A 20,138-nucleotide genomic window follows, 5' to 3' on the forward strand; every position below is an offset into this window, starting at 1 on the left:
CCATGGATATCGCCCGCACTCCCCTTCACCGCACCGGCCTGCGCCAGCGCTGGAATCGCCTGGCCGACATATTGCAGCACCGGCTCGGCGACGCGTTTCTCTTCCTGGTAGCGCGATTCGGGATCGCCGCGACCTTCTTTCTCTCCGGGCGCACCAAGGTCGAGGGCCTCCTGAGCATCACCCCGAGCACCTACGAGCTGTTCCGCACCGAGTACATGCTGCCGCTGCTTCCACCGCACATCGCCGCGCACTTGGCAACCTATGCAGAGCACTTCTTCCCGATGTTGTTGGTACTGGGCCTGTTTACCCGCCTATCGGCCCTCGCGCTGCTGGGCATGACTACGGTAATCGAGGTCTTCGTCTACCCGGACGCCTGGCCCACCCACTTGGTCTGGGCGGGCCTGCTGCTGTTGCTGATCGGCCGAGGGGCCGGAAGCTGGTCGCTGGATCGAGTGCTGGGTATTCGATGACTGCTTCGCCTGCAACCGGCGAATTGAATCACCCATGGTTTCATGGACGGCTCGAGGGGCTGCAAAGGGTCGTCGGCGTTACCCCTTGGTCAGATCAACCAATGGCGTCTGCCGCACCTCGGTTTCGCGCCCACCTTGTATCTCGCCAACCTGCTTCAAGGCCTTGTCCACTGCCACCTTGTCCGCCAACAAGCTGTAGCTGATGTGGAACTGCCTGTGTTCCTTCGGCCCGATTGTCGGCACTAGGTTCAGTGGCCGCTGGTAACGGCGGTTGTAGGAAAAACTCGTCCCCGGCTCGAGCCCGGTCACATAACCCTGGCCTTGTGTATCGGTATTTTTCCACAGGGAAAATACAGGCAATGTCCGAGTATTGAAGCCGACCGAAACGCCCAGATTGCCAGCCTTGTCATGCAACACAGTCAACGTATTGCCCTGGTCATCGGCATACGGCACCACGTTGTAAACCGTTTCGTCATAGTCCTTGGTGGGTGCTCGGTAGGTTTGCCAATCGGCCAGATCGCCCCGTGCCTTGTCGTTGAACGGCGACACTTGTTTCACTGGCGCGGCAAAACGAGCGCCCTGCTCCAGAAACGGGGTGCTGAAGTTACTGTGATAAAGCGCCTGGTATTCCTTCGGATAGTCGCCGTTGTTGGTCAGGGTGTCGTTGAGGGCGAACTTCACGCTGCCGGGTTCGGTGACCAGTTCGGTCACGACGGAGAAGTCGACTTTCTTGAATGCCTGCTCTTTCAGTACACCACGCAAGGTAATGGCGTAAGGGGGCTTCTCATCAATGTGCAGGGTGACTTGGTTCGCAGGAATGTTGGCAGCCCGACCGTGCAGGGTCAGCAGTTCGCCGTTGTCGACGCCAGGGTGGCCGACCCATTCGTAACCGCAGCGGGTGACCAGTTCATTGAAACCTTCCAGCCAGCCCAGGCCATTGCGCCCGTTGAGGTCGATGAAGGACGGGTTGACCACTTCCTTGACCGGCGAATCCCAGCCCATGCGCACATTGCCGACCGACGCCTGCAAGACGTTCATTCCACGGGTCGGCACGACCGAAAGTTTCATCGTACCGTTATCGATGTCGACGATGCTGACACCCTCTTGCCGGCCTCCGTGCAAGGTGCGCAAGGTAACGCTGAAGGGCTTGTCGGTTTTTACGCCAAGTTGCTGGCTGGTGATCTGCCAGTTCTGGGCGGCTTTGTCGGTGTCGAGCAGAACGTAATCCCAGGCCATGGTGTGGGAGGCTGCGGACAGGGCGCCGAGTGCAACGAAGAATTTGAGGAGGGGCATAACAGGTTGCCTTTCTTGGAGTTGTTCCCCTTTATAGACACGAAGAAACGTTTCAGCAAGCTAGCCAAGCGATGCTTTCGATTGGCACGGGTTTCTTTAGCTATTTTCGGGGAGTAGCCTCGACACAGTGAATCTTTCGAGCCCGATCAGGTTATCAACCTTGTGAAGGCATCAGAGAAACAGAAAAACTGCACAACTCGATAGAATTTTCATTGCCATGCCAGACGGTTTCCCTGATTTGCCCTCGCTGAACGCGTTGCGTGTTTTTGAAGTGGTGGCTCGCCGCTTGAACTTCCGTTTGGCTGCCGAGGAACTGGGTGTGACCCAGGCGGCAGTTGCCCAGCAGATACGCGGGCTGGAAGCGAGCCTGGATCTGCGTTTGTTTGAACGCCTACCCCGCGGTTTGGCGTTGACTGATGCAGGCCTGGGCTATAGCGGGAGCATTCGAAGTGCACTGGCCATGATCGACGAGGCAACACGCCTGCTTCGGCCACAGACTTCTCACCTGACAGTCAGCGTTACACCTACCTTCGCCTCAAAATGGCTGATTCCCAGGCTCGGCAATTTTGCGCAGAGTCATCCAGACATCGATTTGCGTGTGCTGGCAACCGATCGGCTATCACACTTCAGCACCGATGGTGTGGATATCGCTGTCCGTTATGGCAAGCCCGAGTTCGGAGCGGGCTTGAATAGCGAACTGCTGATGGAGCAGCTAATCGTTGCGGTGGCCAGCCCAAAGCTGTTCGAAGACAGCGAAATACCTGCAAGCTTTGCGCAATTGCAGGATTTCGTCATGTTGCACGATGCCCATAATTTCTGGCCTCAGTTCCTTGCAGAGCTGTTCCCACAACACATGCAGCCCACAGCCAGAAACCTGCGTTTCAATCAGACCTCATTAGCCATTGAAGCGGCAATCAGCGGCCAGGGCATTGCCCTGGCCAGCCCTGCGTTCGTCGGTGATGACATTGCCGCAGGCCGGCTGATGCAGGTTTTTACCCAGCAACTCAGGATCGACAAGTCGTTTTATCTGGTCTGGCCACGCAAGATGAAACAGCCGGACTCGTTGAGCGTGGTCCAACGCTGGCTCAAGCAACAAGCTGCCGATAGTTAATCTATCGTAATAGTGAAGTTTAGCTGTCTCCCTCACCAATGGGGCTGCTGCTAAGGTGAATGCACCTGAAAAATCAGCATTGAGAGATTGGAGGCAGCATGTCAGTAGAAAAAGTTGCAATTATCACGGCAGGTGGCAGCGGCATGGGCGCAGCGGCAGCACGACGCCTGGCCGCCGACGGCTTCAAGGTTGGGATTCTCTCCTCTTCGGGCAAGGGCGAGGCGTTGGCTGCCGAACTCGGCGGTATTGGTGTAACCGGTAGCAACCAGTCGGTTGAAGACCTGCAACGCCTGGTCAACGCTGTCGTGGAGAAGTGGGGCCGTATCGATGTGCTGGTCAATAGCGCCGGCCATGGTCCGCGCGCGCCAATCCTGGAAATCAGCGACGAGGATTGGCACAAGGGCATGGATACTTACCTGCTCAATGTCATTCGCCCGACTCGCCTGGTGACGCCTTACATGCAGCGTCAGAAGAGCGGAGCGATCATCAACATCTCCACTGCCTGGGCGTTCGAACCCAGCGAACTGTTCCCCACTTCTGCGGTATTCCGCTCGGGCCTTGCCGCGTTCACCAAGATCTTCGCCGACAATTTCGCCGGCGATAACGTGCGCATCAACAACGTCCTCCCTGGCTGGATCGACAGCTTGCCGAGCACCGAGCAACGCCGCGACAGCGTGCCGCTCAAGCGCTACGGCACCAGCGAAGAAATCGCTGCGACCATTGCGTTCCTTGCTAGCGAAGGCGCGGCCTACATCACCGGGCAGAACATCAGGGTCGATGGCGGCGTAACACGCAGCATCTGATCGTCCGTGGCCGCAGCACTGCTGCGGCCCTCGTTTCATGGAACATGGTTTATTTCATGCTGGACGATCTGTTTCAGACCATATGGACGCAACTGGCGATCCCGGTCGGCCCGGTGCGCAACCCTTATCGGCTCATGCAATTGTCCACCCTGGACGAGCAAGGTTGGCCCGTTTCCAGGACAGTTGTACTGCGGGATGCCGATGCCCGTGCAGGCGCGCTGTACTTTTACGCGGACAGGCGCTCGGCAAAATGCACGCAGATTGCCGTTGATCCACGCGTTGCACTAACGGCACTGAGCCCCTGCGGCCTGACCCAGGTGCGCATGGAGGGGCTCGCCACCCTGGTCGAGGATATCGGGCATCGACGACGCTGCTGGTCGGCGGCGCGTGACAAGACACAGGCATTGTTCCGTCATGGCGCTGTGCCGGGGCAGGTGATTGAAAGCCCTGAAGTCGCCTACGAATGCATCCAGGGCGGTTTCGAGCACTTCGCAATCCTATGCATCGAGCCGCGAGCGCTGGAGTGGTTGGATCTCACACGCCCCGTTCAGCAACGAGCTCGCTTCCTGCGCCATGAAGGATTGTGGCAATCCTCCTGGCTGGCTCCCTGAGGCGGCTTCTCGTACAGAACATGCAAACAGGAGTAATTGATGAAAGGTTACTGGATCATTCTGGGGACTGCTGTTACCGACACGCAGGCGCAGCAGGAATATGGCCGGTTGTGGGCGCCAATCGCCGAGCAGTATGGCGCCAGGCTCAAGGTTCTCGATTCGACAGCGCTGGTTGAGTCGCATACCAGCACGCGGGCGCTGGCGGTCGAGTTCGACAGTTATGCCCAGGCCAAAGCGTGCTATGCCGATCCCGCCTATTCGGAAGCAAAGGCGATGGCATTACGCGCCTATCGTCGTGAGTTGCTCATCGTTGAGGGGGATATAGGCTGATCAAGGGTTCGATGATACGGATGCCATGGGACGATAGCGTCCGGCATCGTTCCCCTCCTCCAGTGCAATACTGAATAGCTCTGCCAAAAGAAAAGGCACCCGCAGGTGCCCTCTCAATACCGTTTACGGAATGAATCGAGTGCCACAAGCGTGGCACATCCAAGTGCGGCGCCACTCTTCCAATTTGTCGTACTGTGCGACGTTGAATTTCCAGTGGCGAACGAATCCAATTACACCGACGGTGATAAATATCACGCCTATGAAGAACCTTGACCAATCAACGCCCCAGAACGTGTTCATAAGCTTGAGGCCATCGTACAAGATGATTGCGCCAACCCCTGTAAGGATGACCGGGCCAAGCAAGCGCTTACCTGGAGGTGGACCGACGCTTGCCGCCAAATTGGTCTGATGCCGACCTGAAGTTTCAACGGTCACGCTTGGTCCGAATCCGGATTGGGATTGCGCTTGGTGGGTTGCTTGTATGTGAGAAGTGCCAGCAGCATGGATGATAGACAGAAGCTGGACGTTTTGACCTTGGCATTGCGGGCAGCAGATTGCGTTATTGCTCACCACGTATTCATTCCTTTGAGGGGTGAAAGGCGAGCATTCTAAGGCAATTGCATACATCAGCGCACTACGCGACTTTATCCGAGCGCTATTCACGACTTACCAGGCCCACAAACAACCCGCCCCTCCATCCCATCTGTGTGCCTTACACCCGCCCAACTACTCACATGAAGGGTGCGAATGCCCGATGATGAGAAGCGGAGATATGCCAAGTGGCTGGAGCACTGGGCTGGTGCTTCTACGGCATACAAAACGCTCATGCACATTACCGACTGCGCTTACCGTCGCGTCGGTGCGATCACCAAGCACTCGAAAGCCTGCAGTTTCGGAACTCGTAGTTTTTCCAACCCGCAAAGAAAAACCCCGCAGACGTTAATCTGCGGGGCTTTCGAATGGTGGAGGCCGAGGTCGGAATCGAACCGGCGTAGACGGATTTGCAATCCGGAGCATAACCACTTTGCTACTCGGCCTCAAAGGTCGGATCTAGCAGCTTGCGCTTCGCTATCTCCTTGAAACGCTGAACCTTTTTCAAAGTTTGCTGCGTTTCGATGGGCGCCATTATGTCTTCATTCCTTTAACCTTGCAACCCCCTGAACGAAAAAAAATTTCAACGGGTTCAAGGTGTTAGCGCAGGCGGCCGAGTTTACTCCACAAGCCCACCACTGTGTTCTCCACGGTGCCACTGGCAGCCATGCCGATTCGCTCCTGCAGGCTCTTGCGTTCGGCGTAGTGCAGGTGGAACAGGTTGGCGTTGCGCGCGCGTTCGCTGAGGTACTCGTCGCTGGTCTGCAATTCGTCCACCAGCTTGCGGTTGAGTGCCGCGACGCCCAGCCAGACTTCGCCGGTGGCCACTTCGTCGATGTGCAGCTGCGGGCGATAGCGGGCAACGAAGTCCTTGAACAACTGGTGGGTGATGTCCAGGTCTTCCTGGAACTTCTCCCGGCCTTTCTCGGTGTTCTCGCCGAACACGGTCAGGGTGCGCTTGTATTCACCGGCGGTCAGCACTTCGAAATCGATGTCGTGCTTCTTCAGCAGGCGGTTGACGTTGGGCAGCTGCGCCACCACGCCAATGGAACCCAATACGGCGAACGGTGCGCTGACGATCTTCTCGCCAATGCAGGCCATCATGTACCCGCCACTGGCGGCCACCTTGTCGATGCACACGGTCAACGGGATGCCGGCCTGGCGAATGCGCGCCAGCTGCGATGCGGCCAGGCCATAGCTGTGCACCAGGCCACCACCGCTTTCAAGGCGTAGCACCACCTCGTCGCGCGGGGTGGCGAGGGTGAGCAGCGCGGTGATTTCGTTGCGCAGGCTTTCGGTGGCAGAAGCTTTGATGTCGCCATCGAAATCAAGCACGAAGACCCGGCCCTTTTCCTCGGCCTTGCCCTTCTTCTGCCGCTTTTCCGCCTTGGCCTGCTGCTTGCGCAGGGCCTTGAGCTGGGCCTTGTCCAGCAGGCCGGATTCCAGGCGCTCGCGCAGGTCCTTGTAGAACTCGTTCAGGCGGGTGACCTGCAATTGCCCACCCGATTTGCGCCGCCCCTTGCCGCGCAGCCCGGCGATGGCCGACAGCACTATCAGGATGGCGATGACCAGGGTGGCGGTTTTGGCGAGAAAGCTTGCGTATTCAGCAAGAAACTCCACGTTGACTCCTTAAAGACTTGCGCCACTACGGCGCGTAACTGTAGCAAGCATACCGTTGCGCCTGAGGTGCTGCCAGCCGTGGCAAACGCTGGCAACATCTTTCAAACAACCTTTTCAAACGCTTGTATGTTTTTTCGTTGACAGCCCGTGTGCCGCATCCTAACCTCGCAGCAACCTCCAACAGGCCGGAACCTTTCGTGGGCAACCTCTACCTGATCCGACATGGCCAAGCCTCCTTCGGCGCCGATGACTACGATGTCCTCTCGCCCGTAGGCGTGCGCCAGAGCCAGGCTCTGGGTGAACACCTCGCCAAGCTCGGAGTACGGCTGGACCGCTGCGTGGCAGGCGACCTACGCCGCCAGCAGGATACCGCGCGCCTTACCCTTGAAGCATTGCACGCCAATGGCTGCCCGGTGCCGGCTGTTGAGACCGATACAGCATTCAATGAGTTCGATGCCGATGGCGTGATTCGTGCCCTGTTGCCCGGGTTGCTGCCGCAGGAGCCCGACGCCCTGCACATCCTGCGCAATGGCGCGCAGCACCGCAGCGAGTTCCAGCGCCTGTTCGCACTGATGGTGCAGCGATGGCATGACGGCGAACATGCCGATGACGGCCTGGAAACCTGGCAGGCGTTCACCGCCCGCGTGCAAGGCGGCCTGCAGCGCGTACTGGATGCCGCCGGCAGCGGTGACAATATCGCCATATTCACCTCGGGCGGTACCATTGCCGCCCTGCTCCACCTGGTTACCTGTATTACCCCCGGCCAGGCGTTCGCCCTGAACTGGCAGATCATCAACACGTCGCTCAGCCAACTGAAGTTCCGCGGCCGCGACGTGGCACTGTCTTCCTTCAACAGCCAGGCCCATGTGCAGCTGTTGAGGGCGCCGGAGCTTGTCACCTATCGATGAGCCCGGTTTGTTGTGTCCCTGCAGGGACGTGTAAATCACTCTATAAGGAATGCGCCATGACCTCCGTAGCTGATGCCGTCAAAAAGATGCAAGAGAAGTTCAACCCATCCGCTGCCGCCGGCCTGGACCTGGTGTTCGGCTTCAACATCACCGACGAAGACAAGCACTACGCGCTGATCGTCAAGGACGGCACCTGCGACCTGCAGGAAGGCGAAAACCCGGATGCCAACTGCACCCTGGTGATGGACAGCGAAACCCTGAAGGGTATCGTCAGCGGCGAAACCGACGGCATGCAGGCATTCATGGGCGGCAAGCTGCGCGTTGAAGGCGACATGATGCTGTCGATGAAGCTCAGCGAGCTGTTCCCGTCCTGAGGGCTGGAAATAGCGGATGATCGAAAAACCGAAGCCTGACCGGCTTCGGTTTTTTTTTGCCCGCCTGTTCGGGCCCTATCGCCGGCAAGCCAGCTCCCACAGGTACAGCGTTGCTCTCGAGGTTGTCGCTTTACCTGTGGGAGCTGGCTTGCCGGCGATAGGGGCAGTCGCTTCATCAAAGCAGTTGATCAGGCAGCAACACCCTCACCTATATGGCATCTGGCACGCTTGTTCCATCCTAGGCAGACCATTAGATTAGCCAATAGTCCTTGCGATCGAGAATAAGGAAAACGCATGACGCTCACCGACCAGTCCACCCAGGTACGCCCCGGCGAAGAACTCGACGCGGCTGTCATCGACCCTTACCTCAAAGCCAACATCCGCGGCCTGGATGGCCTGCCGAGCATCAGCCAGTTCCCTGGCGGCGCCTCCAACCTTACCTACCTGGTCAGCTACCCGGGCCGCGACTTCGTGCTGCGCCGTCCACCGTTCGGGCAGAAGGCCAAGTCGGCCCACGACATGGGCCGCGAGTTTCGCATCCTCAACCAGCTGAACAGCGGCTTCCCCTACTGCCCCAAGGCCTATGTGCACTGCACCGATAGCAGCCTGATCGGCGGAGAGTTCTATGTGATGGAGCGGGTCAAGGGCGTTATCCTGCGCTCGGACATCCCGGCCGAGCTGGGCCTCGACGCCAACCGCACCGAGGCCCTGTGCAAGAGCTTCATCGACCGCCTGGTGGAACTGCACCAGGTGGACTACAACGCCTGCGGCCTGGCCGACTTGGGCAAACCGGAAGGCTATGTGCAGCGCCAGATCGAGGGCTGGACCAGCCGCTATGAAAAGGCCCTGACCCCCGACGCCCCGCGCTGGGAACAGGTGACTGCCTGGCTGCACGAGAAAATGCCCGCCGACCACCCGAGGCCCGGCATCGTGCACAACGACTACCGTTTCGACAACGTGATCCTCGATGCCGACAACCCCATGCGCATCATCGGCGTGCTGGACTGGGAAATGGCCACCTTGGGCGACCCGCTGATGGACCTGGGCAACAGCCTGGCCTACTGGATCGAGGCCGACGACCCGGCGCCGGTGCAGCTGATGCGTCGCCAGCCGAGCAACGCGCCGGGCATGCTCACCCGCCGCCAGTTCGTCGATTACTACGCCGAGCGCGCCGGCATCCGCCTGGACAACTTCGATTACTACTATTGCTATGGCCTGTTCCGCCTGGCCGGCATCGTCCAGCAGATCTACTACCGCTATTACCACGGCCAGACCCAGGACAAGCGCTTCGCCCAGTTCATCCACATGAACCGCTTGCTGGAGCAGATGACCATGCAGGTCATCGCCAAGTCCAGCCTCTGAGCCCCGACCTCGACGACGGATAACAAGGAAAACAGCATGTCCAAGACCCACCTGTTCGACCTCGACGGCAAGATTGCCTTCGTTTCCGGCGCCAGCCGTGGCATCGGCGAGGCCATCGCCCACCTGTTGGCTCAGCAAGGTGCCCATGTGATCGTGTCCAGCCGCAAGCTCGACGGTTGCCAGCAGGTGGCTGACGCCATCATCGCCGCCGGTGGCAAGGCAACGGCGGTGGCCTGCCACATCGGTGAACTGGAGCAGATCCAGCAGGTGTTTGCCGGCATCCGCGAACAATTCGGGCGGCTGGACATCCTGGTCAACAATGCGGCGACCAACCCGCAGTTCTGCAACGTGCTGGATACCGACCCGGGTGCTTTCCAGAAGACCGTGGACGTGAACATCCGGGGCTACTTCTTCATGTCGGTCGAGGCCGGCAAGCTGATGCGCGAGCAAGGTGGCGGCAGCATCATCAACGTGGCGTCGATCAACGGGGTTTCACCCGGCCTGTTCCAGGGCATCTATTCGGTGACCAAGGCGGCAGTCATCAACATGACCAAGGTCTTCGCCAAGGAGTGCGCGCAGTTCGGGATCCGCTGCAACGCCCTGCTGCCAGGCCTGACCGACACCAAGTTCGCCTCGGCACTGGTGAAGAACGACGCCATCCTCAACGCCGCGCTGCAGCAGATCCCGCTCAAGCGCGTGGCCGACCCCAAGGAAATGGCCGGTGCCGTGTTGTACCTGGCCAGCGATGCCTCCAGTTACACCACCGGTACCGCACTCAATGTCGACGGTGGCTACCTGTCCTGATCAGGCTTTTACTGCAACCAGGGTGTAGCTCAGGGGCAGGCGTGCGGGCTGCTCGCGCAGGCGATATTCACCGTCGTCGCCCTTGACCATCTGCCCCGGCAGCGCCTCCCAGGGGATGCTCTGGTGCTCGACCAGGGCGGTCAGTTGCAGGCCGTGGGCCAGCAAGGCGCTGATCACCTCGCCCAGGCCGTGGTTCCACTCGTGGGTTTCGGTGTGGGAAAGGCGCTGCTCGGTTTCGACGTAGGTCTGGTCGTTGTGCCACACCGTCGGCTCTTCGTGTTCGAAATACGGGTATTCGAGTTGCAGGCGGTCCTGGTGGTCTTCGTTGACTGCCATCAGCATCGGGTGCCCGTCGCGCAGGAACAACCGCCCACCCGGCTTCAGCAGGGCCGCGACAGTACGCGCCCACGGCTCGATGCGAGGCAGCCAGCAGAGCGCGCCGATGCCGGTGTAGACCAGGTCGAACGTGCCGGCCGGCAACACCTTGTCGGCGGCGTAGACGTCGGACTCGACATACCCGATGGGTGCCGCACAGCGCTGGGCCAACGCACGCGCCTCGGCCAGCGAAGCCGCGGAATAGTCCAGGCCACAGACCTTGGCACCAAGGCGCGCCAGCGAGAGGGTATCGGTACCGATGTGGCACTGCAGGTGGACGGCGTTGAGCCCGTCGATATTGCCAAGCAATGGCAGGTCGAAGCGTACGGTTTCGGAAAGGTGTTCGGGATGCTGGACGAGCCGTTCGACTTCGTAGTCGTTGGAAGCAGCGTGCAGCGGGGCACGTTCATCCCAGCTGGCGCGGTTGAGTTGCAGTGAGCGGTCCATGGTGTCTTCCTTGATTCTTGGGGGCTCATGCTAGCCTCCACCAATCTCCCTGCGACAGGACAGCCTTGCTAAAAATTGTAAAGCTGGTGCGGTCACTGTGGGAGCGGGCGTGCCCGCGAAGAAACAACGCGGTGACTGGCACCGGCTACGCCGGTGTTCGCGGGCGCGCCCGCTCCCACCCGACCACACAGAGCCCCTGCCAAGTCAACCAGCCGTTACAGGCAGGTCGCCGCCGCCGCCCGGCGCTGCAGGGCCACACCGTCGTTCTTCTGCGCGTAGTAATCCACCCGCGCCCCACCCGCCTGCGGGTACACGTCCACGAACGCCTCGGCCTCACGGGTATACACGGTGAAGCCACCTTGCTTGCGTGGTTCGAGATAACCACTGGCGTCGTCGCCGAATACCTTCTCTTCCTGCCAGCTGAACTGGATGCACTGGGCCACCAGTTCCGGCGCCTTGTGCGAGTCGAGCTGCGCGGTCGGCTTGCCGCCTCGGGCCGTTTCCATGGTCGCAGAAGCACAACCGACCAGCATCAACGCCGCGGCCATCGGCAGAATCGCACGCATGTTCCATCCTCAGGATAAAAAAGAAGGCGACTCTAGCACTGGCAAGCATCGCGAGTGAATTGTCGCGCTCAGGTGGCTGTCGCAGTTAAGGCATTCCTTCACAAGGAGATAACCATGAAACTGCCCCACCTGCTGTTCGCCGTCCTTGCCAGCCTGCCCCTGGCTGCCACCGCAGCCCCCTCCAGCGAAGAAAGCGTCACCGCACCAGAAACCCACAACCGCGAGCTCAAGGTCGGCGACAAGGCACCCGACCAGTACAAACGCGATGACCAGGCTATCAACGACTGGAAAGCCAAGGGCCTGCCAGCACCGGAAAAGGAAAGCCACTGGGTAGACATGGGTGGGCGCTACGTGCTGGTGCAGATCACCAACGGTGTGGTGCTGGCGATCCAGTCAGCCCGCTGATTCAACACTCTTCACTCCCGCCGCTCTCGCTGGCACGACAATTTTTTGCCTGCCAGCGAAACCAAATGGATCCTTTCCAGTCTCAGGAGGTGTGCCGTAAACCTTTGCGGATCAAGGACCTATATCGTGATGACCCGTCTTGCAAGCCTTTCGCTGATTGCTGTTGTCCTGCTGACTGCCGGGTGCCATAGCCATCGCTACCATGACGACGACGATGGCTGGCGTGACCGTGACCGTGACCATCGCCACCACCATCGGCATGACCGCGACGACGATGATGACGACTATCGTCGATATCGTGGTGACCGCTACTACCGCTGAAACGTCTTTTTCAACCCTGGCCCGCCGCCCATTGCGCGGCACCTTAACCTGATGATTCCTTTGAGGTTCGTATCATGCGTCTGACTCTGCCTTCCCTTGCCCTCGGCCTGCTGCTGTGCCAGGGCGCTTTCGCCGGTGACGGTACCGCCGCCATTGGCGGTGGCCTGGGTGGTGTTCTGGGTAACGTTGTCGGTCAACAGATCGGCGGCAAAACGGGGGCGGCCATCGGCGCCGGCCTCGGCGGCGCAGCCGGCAGTGCGGTAGGTGCACGCAAGGGCAACCGTACCGAAGCCGCCATTGGCGGTGGCCTGGGCTCGGCGGGCGGTTCGCTGCTGGGCGGCGCGGTGGGCGGCAAGACCGGCTCCACCGTGGGTGCCGGCCTGGGTGGTGCGGCCGGTGGTGCCATCGGCAACCACCTGGGCGACAACAACGGCAAGCACCACCGTCACCGTCACTGATTCCAGTGACAAAGGGGCCGCAATGCGGCCCCTTTTGTTTTGCAAACCCTGCAGTACATCAACACCCCCTTCAGCACAATCCGGCACACTGGCTGCTACTGTCTATCGTGCCCCCGTGTGAAGGAACACCGCCTCCCCATGAACCAAGAGCTGCTATGGGTCCTTGGCCTGCTGGCCATCGTCATCACCCTGTTCGTCATCAACCGCCCACGCATGGACGTGGTCGCGCTACTGGTGATCCTCGCCCTGCCGCTGTCGGGCATCCTCACCGTGGAGCAGGCGCTGGCCGGTTTCAGTGACCCCAACGTGGTGTTGATCGCCGCCTTGTTCGTGATCGGTGAAGGCCTGGTGCGCACCGGCATTGCCTACCGTATCGGCGAATGGATGAGCGAGCGGGCCGGCAACAGCGAGGCGCGCCTGCTGGTGTTGCTGATGGTAGCCGTGGCGGGGCTGGGTTCGATGATGAGCTCCACCGGCGTGGTGGCCATTTTCATTCCGGTGGTGCTGAGCATCGCTGCACGCCTGCAGCTTTCGCCCGCCCGCCTGATGATGCCGCTGGCTTTCGCCGGCCTGATCAGCGGCATGCTCAGCCTGGTGGCCACACCGCCCAACGTGGTGGTACACAGCGAGCTGGTACGCCATGGCGAAGCGGGCTTCAGCTTCTTCAGCTTCACCCCGTTCGGCCTGGTGGTGCTGGTGCTGGGCATCGGCTACATGCTGCTGACCCGGCACTGGCTGAATGGCGAAGTGCGCAAGGACGGCCGCGTGGAAAGCCGCCGCACCCTGCTGGACCTGGTGCTGGACTACAAGCTCAATGGCCGTGAACGGCGCCTGCGCATCCGCCCCCATTCACCGCTGATCGGTCATACCCTGGGCGAGCTGGAGCTGCGCACCCGGCATGGCGCCAACGTGATCGGCATCGAGCGCCAGCACAAGTTCACCACGCGGGTGATCGCCGCCGACTCCAGCACCGTGCTGCACCAGGGCGATGTGCTGCTGCTCGACCTGTTCGCCAACCGCGACGACCTGCGCAGCCTGTGCCAGACCATGCAGCTGGAGCCGCTGCACTTCAAGGCGGCCTACTTCATCGACCAGTCCCAGGAGCTGGGCATGGCCGAGGTATTGCTGCCACCGGGTTCGAAACTGCTCGGCAAGAGCGTCCTCGAACTGGCCTTCCGCACGCGCTTCGACCTCAACGTTGTCGGCTTGCGCCGCGAGCAGGTGGCGATCGAAGAACAGCTGGTGGAAGAAAAGCTGCGCCTGGGCGACACCCTGCTGGTAGTCGGCCCGTGGAAAGCCGTGCGCCAGTTGCAAAGCAAGCCCAAGGACTTCCTGGTACTGAGCCTGCCCGCGGAAATCGACCTGGTCGCGCCCGCCCGCACCCGCGCACCACAGGCGTTGCTGAGCCTGGCGGTGATGGTCGGGCTGATGGTCAGCGGCGCGGTCCCCAATGTCATTGCCGCGCTGATCGGCTGCCTGCTGATGGGCGCAGGCCGCTGCATCGACATGAACAGCGCCTACCGGGCCATCCACTGGCAAAGCCTGGTGCTGATCGTCGGTATGCTGCCCTTTGCCCAGGCACTGCAGAAAACCGGCGGCATCGACCTGGCAGTGGGCGGCCTGGTCAGCGTGCTGGGCGGTGCCGGCCCCAGTGCCATCCTTGCCTGCCTGTTCGCGGTCACGGCGGTGATCGGCCTGTTCATCTCCAACACGGCCACTGCGGTACTGATGGCCCCCGTGGCCGTCAGCACCGCCACGCAGCTGGGCATGTCGCCCTACCCTTTTGCCATGACCGTGGCACTGGCTGCCTCGGCGGCCTTCATGACGCCGGTGTCATCGCCGGTGAACACCCTGGTACTTGGCCCGGGGCAATACCGCTTCGCCGACTTCGTCAAAGTTGGTGTGCCGTTCACCATACTGGTGATGCTGGTGACCGTGTTGATGGTGCCGTGGTTCTTTGGGCTGTAGGGCTTGGCTACGAATGAAGGCGATTTGGCATTATCTCGACCGATCGCGGCAGATTGACATCAAGTCCCCTGACGAAACACACTTATGCGCAATTGCCCCAGGTGCTTCAAGCCGTTGTCCTGGATTTCGTTTCCGCCTTGCCGGTCGAGCCCATGGTTTTTCCAGCCCAATCGCGCTTGTTGCACTACGTCGTTCTACTCGGCCTGACCTTCGCCCTGACCCTGGGCGGCATCCTGGCCCGCCCGATCGAATCCCTGTCGCTGTTCTGGCCGGTCAATGCGGTCCTGGCTGGGGTGCTACTGCGCTACCCCCGCCAAGCCACGCTGACGGGCTTTACCCTGGTCTGGCTGGCCATGGTCGGCGCCGACCTGCTGTGCGGCAGCGCCTGGGTGCCTGCCCTGTGGTTCAACCTGTGCAACCTGGGCGTGGTGGTCACCCTCTGGCTGATGCTCTCGCGCTTGCCACGCCTGCACCGACGGATGCGTACTCCCCACGGCGTCCTCAGCGTGTTCGGCGCCAGTGCCGCCGGGGCAATAGTGGCTGCCAGCATGGCGGCGGCAGTGGCCGCGCCGTGGTTCGAACAGTCGTTGCGCGCTACCTGGCTGGCCTGGTTCAGTGAACAGTTCTCGACCAGCGTGCTGGTGCTGCCAGTGCTACTGACGACCCCTTCGGCACGAGCGCTGGTGCGCGGTGGCGCCCAGGCCATCCGCCTGGCGCCGTTGCTGGTGCTGCTGGCCTCGCTGGCGTTCAGCATTGCCTTCGGCGGCCCCGGGGCCATTGCCTTCCCGATTGCCGCGCTGCTGTGGTGCGCCTGGACTTACTCACCGTTCCTGGTTTCTCTGCTGACACTCACCGCTGGCAGCACGCTGATCGTGGCGGTGGCGCAAAACCTCATGCATTTCAGCGTGCCGCAAAGCGAGCCCGGAGTGACCACACTGATGTCGGCGCGCCTGGGCATCGCCATGCTGGTGCTCGGGCCGCTGGTGGTGGCCTGCGTCAGCCAGGCCAACCGCAGCCTGATGGCCCGCCTGGCGCATCAGGCCAGCATCGACCACCTCACCGGTGTGCTCACCCGCAGCGCCTTCACCCGCCGCGCCAACGCGCTGCTGGAAAGCCGCCAGCAACACGCCCAGGCGCTGCCGCTGACCCTGATGATGCTGGACATCGACCACTTCAAGTCGATCAATGATGTCCATGGCCATGCGGTCGGTGACCAGGTGCTGCGCCAGTTCGCCAGCATCCTGCAGGACCAGTTGCACGATGGTGAACTGTTCGCTCGCCTGGGCGGCGAGGAATTTGTCGTGGTCCTACCGGGCCTCGCGCCAGATCGGGCCAAGTTCACTGCCGAGCGCCTGCGCCGTGCGGTGCAGGACCTGCATGTGATGCAGGCCGGCCAGTCCCTGCAGATTACCGTCAGTATCGGCCTGGCCGGTTGTGCCACCGACATGCCGGCCCCCACCCTCGATGAACTGCTGGCACGCGCCGACCAGGCGCTGTATCGCGCCAAGGCCCATGGCCGCAATCGCGTCGAACAGGCCGAGCCACAACGCCAGGCGATGTGAACTAGCCACCCAGCAGGTCCCACGTCAACTTGGCGATCAGCACGCACAAGAGCACCAGGAACAACCCACGCACAAAGCCCGCGCCCTTGCGCACCGCCAGCCAGGTACCGGTCAGCGCGCCGAGGATGTTGCACACCGCCATGGGCAAGGCGATGGCGTACAGCACATTGCCTGATGGTACGAAGAACACCAGCGCCGCCAGGTTGGTGGCGATGTTCACCACCTTGGCCGACGCCGAGGCGTGCAGGAAGTCCAAGGCGAAGAAGCGGATGAACAGGAAGATCAGGAAGCTGCCGGTACCCGGCCCGAACAGGCCATCGTAAAAGCCGATCGCACCACCGATCAGTACCGCCAGGCACTGCTCCTTGCGGCCGATCCTTGTGGGTTTGTGCAGCGTGCCGAAGTCCTTCTTGCAGAAGGTGTAGATGGCCATCAGCACGATCAGCACCAGCACCGCCGGGCGCATCAAGCTGGGCGGCACCAGCGACACCGTGGCGGCACCGGCGAACGACATTACGAACGCACTGAGCGCTGCCGGCACGATCAATCCCCAGTCCAGCGTCACCCTGCGGATGAACGAACGCGCAGCGAAGGCCGTGCCACACACCGACGCCAGCTTGTTGCTACCGAGCAGTGCCGCCGGTTGCGCGGTGGGCAGCACGTTGAACAAGGCCGGAATCTGGATCAGCCCACCGCCACCCACGGCGGCGTCGATCAGCCCAGCGGCGAAGGCGAATACGGAAAGCACAGCGATATCCATCATGACGCGGTTCCAGGCAGTTAAGACGCCTGCAAGGCTAATCAAAGTGCCGCGCTTGTGTTGAAATGCCATATTGCGAAAACTGCAACGAGGAGCAGGCAATGGCGTTGGACATGCTGCGGGAAATACAGGCGTTCGTCAGCGTGGCGCACAAGCGCAGCTTCGTCGCCGCCGCCCGCGCCCTGGGGCGCTCACCCAGCGCGGTTACCCGCGCGGTGCAAACCCTGGAAGACAACGCCGGGAGCAAACTGCTCAACCGCAACGCCAATGCCGTGACCCTGACCGAAGCCGGCGAGCGCCTGCTGCCACACGCCGAACGCTTGCTGGATGTGCAACGTGATGCCGCCGACGAACTGGCCGCGCTCAGCGGCAGTGCACAAGGCTGGATCCGCTTCGCCGTGCCGCAGGTACTGGGTGAACATGTACTGCCCCAGGTGCTTGCCGAGTTTTCCCGCTGCCACCCCCAGGTAACCCTGGATGTGCAGTACAGCGACGGGGCCCTGGACCCGCTGCAAGGCAAGTTCGATTTCGTGGTGCGCGGTGCCTTCCCGCAGTCGAGCGAGCTGATCGGCTACCCACTGTGGGATTACCAGCGCCACCTGTATGCAAGCCCTGAATACCTGGCCCTGGCCGGCACGCCACAACAACCCGAGGACCTCGAAGGCCACGCGCTGATCCTGCACACCGCCCCGCGCATCCTCAAGGCCTGGCACTTCTGCCGCGACGGCCAGATCACCAGCCTGCGCCCCAGGCCCAGGCTGCGCCTGGACTCAGGTGACGCGGTGTACCACAGCACCTTGGCCGGCGCCGGTATCGCCCGCCTGGCCGCCTGGGTCGGCGAAGCACAGGTCAAGGCCGGGCGGCTGGTGCGGGTATGCCCGCAGTACCGCCTGACCTCCAGCAACGGCCAGGACCCGCAGATGCATGCCGTGTACCCCGCCGGTGAGCTGCCGGCGCGGGTACGCGAACTGCTGGCAGCCCTGCGCCGCGCCGGCCTGGCCTACTGAAACAACGCCCTGAAACGGCTGTTCAATTTCTGCTCAATTTAACAGAGCCCGCCGCGGGCTTGGCTTGCAGAACTTTATCCACAGACCTACCCACGTTTTTTGTGGACAGTTTTCCCAGTGCAAAGAAAGACTTATCGTACAAATCGGTAGGGTGAATCGGCCAACAATGAAGAGGAATGGGCCCGCCCGAAGGACAGGCAGGCCGCGAGGGATAGGTGTGGTGAACGTCAGCTTGGCGGAATGGTGCCAAGGATACCGATCAGAATGGTCAGCAGCAGAAAACCACCCAGGAATAGCGCGAGCTTGCCCATTGGAACCTCTACAAGTGTGATGCGGGAATGGGCATATTGTCGGGCTTGGGCTGATACCGTTACAGATTCAGCTTTATGGAAAAAAAGCGGATCAGATGTGAGGCACCGGTTCTTTTGTGGGAGCGGCCTTGCTTCGCGAAAGGGCCGCATGGCGGCCCCGGCAATCTTGAGGGATGCATCGAAAACCTGGGGCCGCTGCGCGCCCCTTTCGCAACACAAGGCGCCGCGCCCATAGAACTGCACATAACTCATTGAATTAGCAGGGGCCCTGTGGGAGCGGCTTCAGCCGCGAACACCGGCGCAGCCGGTGCCATGCACCGCGTTGGATTCTTCGCGGCTAAAGCCGCTCCCACCGGGTACGCGGATTGCTTGCAATTTCAGTTATCTACGAGACAGCGCAGCCCAAAGGGCTGGGCCATCTCCCACAAGAGCAGCGCATCTGGCCCTTACGCGTGACAGCAATTTTTACAGTCATCCACGCTGTGCTAGGGTCAAGCGCTCGAACCTGCCCAGGAGTGCCATCCCTTCATGACCGCTTTCGCGACCAACGCTGCCTTGTTGTTGATCGACCTTCAGATTGGCATCCACCACCCGCGCCTGGGCCGGCGCAACAACCCTGAGGCCGAACTGCGTATAGGCGATCTGCTGGCTGCGTGGCGTCGGTCAGGACGCCCGGTGATCCATGTGCGCCACCTGTCCCGCTCGGTAGACTCGGTGTTCTGGCCGGGCCAGTCCGGTTGCGAATTCCAGCCCGCATTTACCCCACTGGCCAGCGAAACCGTGTTCGACAAACATGTGCCCGATGCCTTCGCCAACTCCGGCCTGGAGCGCTGGCTGCATGCGCGCAGCATCAACGCACTGGTCATCGCCGGGGTAATTACCAACAACTCCGTGGAATCCACCGCACGCTCGGCGGGCAATCTCGGTTTCGATGTGGTGGTGGTGGAAGATGCCTGCTTCACCTTTGACCAGCACGACCTGCAAGGCCGGCTTTGGCCGGCGGAGGATGTACATGCGCTGTCGTTGAGCAACCTGGCTCTGGATTACGCGCGCATCCTGCGCACGGAGCAGGTTCTGATCGGTGACTCGCTTCAGGTCAACCGCTGAAGCTTCTGCGCAGGCAACCAGCCAACTCGTCATTGCCATGGCGGCGACACCAGACCCAGCCATTGAGCGGGCGCACCATCTGCACCTGCTCTTGGCGAAGCGGATGGGCGCAGATGCCCGATGTCTACCCGCCACTCGACCACCACCCTGCCACACCGTTTCAGCCGTACACTGCTCGCCTGTACCCTGCTGCCACCTGGCCTGCTGACGGCGGACATCACCACGGCTGTAGCACAGCAGCCCCAGCCAGCCGCTACAGCGGCGGATGACTTCGACCCGCTTGACAACTTGCCGCAGGAAGCGCCTCAGACATTCACCTAGGCGGTGGTGGATGCGGACCACCTGTAGCTTGCGGGGCAGCAATTGCTACATAAGGTTTCGAAAAGCACTGCAGCCTCTGGATCAATCCGCCTTGAGGGCCTCCATTGCCAAACACCTATCATCGCCACCTACCATGCGGGCTCAGGAGGGTTTGAAAGACATGATTTGAAACGCCGCCTGTAGGATCTTTTACCGCGCGGAGTAGGAAGAATCTATGTAGTGGAATTTGCCTGTATGAAACATCAGTTTCTCC

At 61.2% G+C, this 20,138-nt stretch carries 24 protein-coding genes and 1 tRNA gene; 17 read left to right on the top strand and 8 right to left on the bottom strand.

Features of this window, described 5'->3' with window-relative positions:
• Window positions 1-2 precede the first annotated feature (2 nt).
• A complete protein-coding gene (locus M1D87_RS17020) occupies window positions 3-470 on the top strand; it encodes a DoxX family protein (protein ID WP_061305873.1) in 468 nt (155 codons plus the stop codon).
• A gap of 78 nt (window positions 471-548) precedes the next feature.
• On the opposite strand, the gene M1D87_RS17025 is transcribed toward M1D87_RS17020, so the two are convergent.
• Window positions 549-1,763 carry an aldose 1-epimerase family protein gene (locus M1D87_RS17025; RefSeq protein WP_123084482.1) on the bottom strand — a complete coding sequence of 405 codons (1,215 nt, stop codon included), beginning with the start codon at window positions 1,761-1,763 and terminating at the stop codon, window positions 549-551.
• A gap of 217 nt (window positions 1,764-1,980) precedes the next feature.
• On the opposite strand from M1D87_RS17025, the gene M1D87_RS17030 reads away from it, so the two are divergent.
• The 4 genes from M1D87_RS17030 (at window position 1,981) to M1D87_RS17045 (ending at window position 4,618) form a co-directional block, all read left to right on the top strand.
• Window positions 1,981-2,874, top strand: coding sequence for a LysR substrate-binding domain-containing protein (locus M1D87_RS17030; protein ID WP_123084481.1), 894 nt, complete (start codon window positions 1,981-1,983; stop codon window positions 2,872-2,874).
• Window positions 2,875-2,972: 98 nt separating this feature from the next.
• Window positions 2,973-3,677, top strand: coding sequence for an SDR family oxidoreductase (locus M1D87_RS17035; protein WP_123084480.1), 705 nt, complete (start codon window positions 2,973-2,975; stop codon window positions 3,675-3,677).
• Between the two features lie 56 nt (window positions 3,678-3,733).
• Complete coding sequence (locus M1D87_RS17040; protein ID WP_123084539.1) at window positions 3,734-4,288, top strand: pyridoxamine 5'-phosphate oxidase family protein; 555 nt, start codon at window positions 3,734-3,736, stop codon at window positions 4,286-4,288.
• Between the two features lie 39 nt (window positions 4,289-4,327).
• Window positions 4,328-4,618 carry a DUF1330 domain-containing protein gene (locus tag M1D87_RS17045; RefSeq protein ID WP_123084479.1) on the top strand — a complete coding sequence of 97 codons (291 nt, stop codon included), beginning with the start codon at window positions 4,328-4,330 and terminating at the stop codon, window positions 4,616-4,618.
• Window positions 4,619-4,741: 123 nt separating this feature from the next.
• Here M1D87_RS17045 and M1D87_RS17050 read toward each other — a convergent pair whose 3' ends face one another.
• From M1D87_RS17050 to sohB, 3 genes are all read right to left on the bottom strand, one after another.
• Window positions 4,742-5,188, bottom strand: coding sequence for a hypothetical protein (locus tag M1D87_RS17050; RefSeq protein ID WP_148043853.1), 447 nt, complete (start codon window positions 5,186-5,188; stop codon window positions 4,742-4,744).
• A gap of 393 nt (window positions 5,189-5,581) precedes the next feature.
• Window positions 5,582-5,655 (bottom strand) — tRNA-Cys (locus tag M1D87_RS17055).
• Window positions 5,656-5,809: 154 nt separating this feature from the next.
• A complete protein-coding gene (gene sohB / locus M1D87_RS17060; RefSeq protein WP_023662815.1) occupies window positions 5,810-6,829 on the bottom strand; it encodes a protease SohB in 1,020 nt (339 codons plus the stop codon).
• 197 nt (window positions 6,830-7,026) lie between these two features.
• Between sohB and M1D87_RS17065 the strand changes: the two genes are divergently transcribed.
• From M1D87_RS17065 to M1D87_RS17080, 4 genes are all read left to right on the top strand, one after another.
• On the top strand, window positions 7,027-7,737 hold the full coding sequence (locus M1D87_RS17065) for a histidine phosphatase family protein (protein WP_123084477.1): 711 nt from the start codon (window positions 7,027-7,029) through the stop codon (window positions 7,735-7,737).
• A gap of 56 nt (window positions 7,738-7,793) precedes the next feature.
• On the top strand, window positions 7,794-8,111 hold the full coding sequence (locus tag M1D87_RS17070) for an SCP2 sterol-binding domain-containing protein (protein WP_003257405.1): 318 nt from the start codon (window positions 7,794-7,796) through the stop codon (window positions 8,109-8,111).
• A 294-nt stretch (window positions 8,112-8,405) separates the two neighbouring features.
• Window positions 8,406-9,473 (top strand): phosphotransferase family protein, encoded by a 1,068-nt coding sequence (locus M1D87_RS17075; RefSeq protein ID WP_123084476.1) that lies wholly within the window; start codon window positions 8,406-8,408, stop codon window positions 9,471-9,473.
• A 36-nt stretch (window positions 9,474-9,509) separates the two neighbouring features.
• Window positions 9,510-10,277: an SDR family oxidoreductase gene (locus M1D87_RS17080; RefSeq protein ID WP_039614494.1), complete on the top strand. Its 768-nt coding sequence runs from the start codon at window positions 9,510-9,512 to the stop codon at window positions 10,275-10,277.
• Here M1D87_RS17080 and M1D87_RS17085 read toward each other — a convergent pair whose 3' ends face one another.
• Complete coding sequence (locus M1D87_RS17085) at window positions 10,278-11,099, bottom strand: class I SAM-dependent methyltransferase (protein WP_322264419.1); 822 nt, start codon at window positions 11,097-11,099, stop codon at window positions 10,278-10,280.
• A 215-nt stretch (window positions 11,100-11,314) separates the two neighbouring features.
• Complete coding sequence (locus M1D87_RS17090) at window positions 11,315-11,665, bottom strand: hypothetical protein (RefSeq protein WP_016498900.1); 351 nt, start codon at window positions 11,663-11,665, stop codon at window positions 11,315-11,317.
• A gap of 114 nt (window positions 11,666-11,779) precedes the next feature.
• Here M1D87_RS17090 and M1D87_RS17095 point away from each other — a divergent pair, with 114 nt between their 5' ends.
• From M1D87_RS17095 to M1D87_RS17115, 5 genes are all read left to right on the top strand, one after another.
• Window positions 11,780-12,070, top strand: a complete 291-nt coding sequence (locus M1D87_RS17095) for an RcnB family protein (RefSeq protein ID WP_421091557.1) — start codon at window positions 11,780-11,782, stop codon at window positions 12,068-12,070.
• Between the two features lie 129 nt (window positions 12,071-12,199).
• Complete coding sequence (locus M1D87_RS17100; protein WP_003257401.1) at window positions 12,200-12,391, top strand: hypothetical protein; 192 nt, start codon at window positions 12,200-12,202, stop codon at window positions 12,389-12,391.
• A gap of 74 nt (window positions 12,392-12,465) precedes the next feature.
• The gene (locus M1D87_RS17105) at window positions 12,466-12,849 is read left to right on the top strand and encodes a glycine zipper domain-containing protein (RefSeq protein WP_013973215.1); all 384 of its coding nucleotides are present in this window, start codon (window positions 12,466-12,468) and stop codon (window positions 12,847-12,849) included.
• Window positions 12,850-12,987: 138 nt separating this feature from the next.
• Complete coding sequence (locus M1D87_RS17110) at window positions 12,988-14,817, top strand: SLC13 family permease (RefSeq protein ID WP_023662098.1); 1,830 nt, start codon at window positions 12,988-12,990, stop codon at window positions 14,815-14,817.
• 137 nt (window positions 14,818-14,954) lie between these two features.
• Window positions 14,955-16,379, top strand: coding sequence for a GGDEF domain-containing protein (locus tag M1D87_RS17115; protein WP_123084471.1), 1,425 nt, complete (start codon window positions 14,955-14,957; stop codon window positions 16,377-16,379).
• A gap of 1 nt (window position 16,380) precedes the next feature.
• On the opposite strand, the gene M1D87_RS17120 is transcribed toward M1D87_RS17115, so the two are convergent.
• A complete protein-coding gene (locus M1D87_RS17120) occupies window positions 16,381-17,142 on the bottom strand; it encodes a sulfite exporter TauE/SafE family protein (protein WP_421091558.1) in 762 nt (253 codons plus the stop codon).
• A gap of 98 nt (window positions 17,143-17,240) precedes the next feature.
• On the opposite strand from M1D87_RS17120, the gene M1D87_RS17125 reads away from it, so the two are divergent.
• On the top strand, window positions 17,241-18,146 hold the full coding sequence (locus M1D87_RS17125; RefSeq protein WP_421091559.1) for a LysR family transcriptional regulator: 906 nt from the start codon (window positions 17,241-17,243) through the stop codon (window positions 18,144-18,146).
• Between the two features lie 227 nt (window positions 18,147-18,373).
• On the opposite strand, the gene M1D87_RS17130 is transcribed toward M1D87_RS17125, so the two are convergent.
• Window positions 18,374-18,709, bottom strand: a complete 336-nt coding sequence (locus tag M1D87_RS17130; protein WP_148043852.1) for a hypothetical protein — start codon at window positions 18,707-18,709, stop codon at window positions 18,374-18,376.
• A 276-nt stretch (window positions 18,710-18,985) separates the two neighbouring features.
• On the opposite strand from M1D87_RS17130, the gene M1D87_RS17135 reads away from it, so the two are divergent.
• Window positions 18,986-19,564, top strand: a complete 579-nt coding sequence (locus M1D87_RS17135) for a cysteine hydrolase family protein (protein ID WP_013973220.1) — start codon at window positions 18,986-18,988, stop codon at window positions 19,562-19,564.
• Between the two features lie 120 nt (window positions 19,565-19,684).
• Complete coding sequence (locus M1D87_RS17140) at window positions 19,685-19,885, top strand: alpha/beta hydrolase (RefSeq protein WP_123084467.1); 201 nt, start codon at window positions 19,685-19,687, stop codon at window positions 19,883-19,885.
• Window positions 19,886-20,138 lie beyond the last annotated feature (253 nt).

The organism is Pseudomonas sp. SA233 (assembly GCF_054792385.1).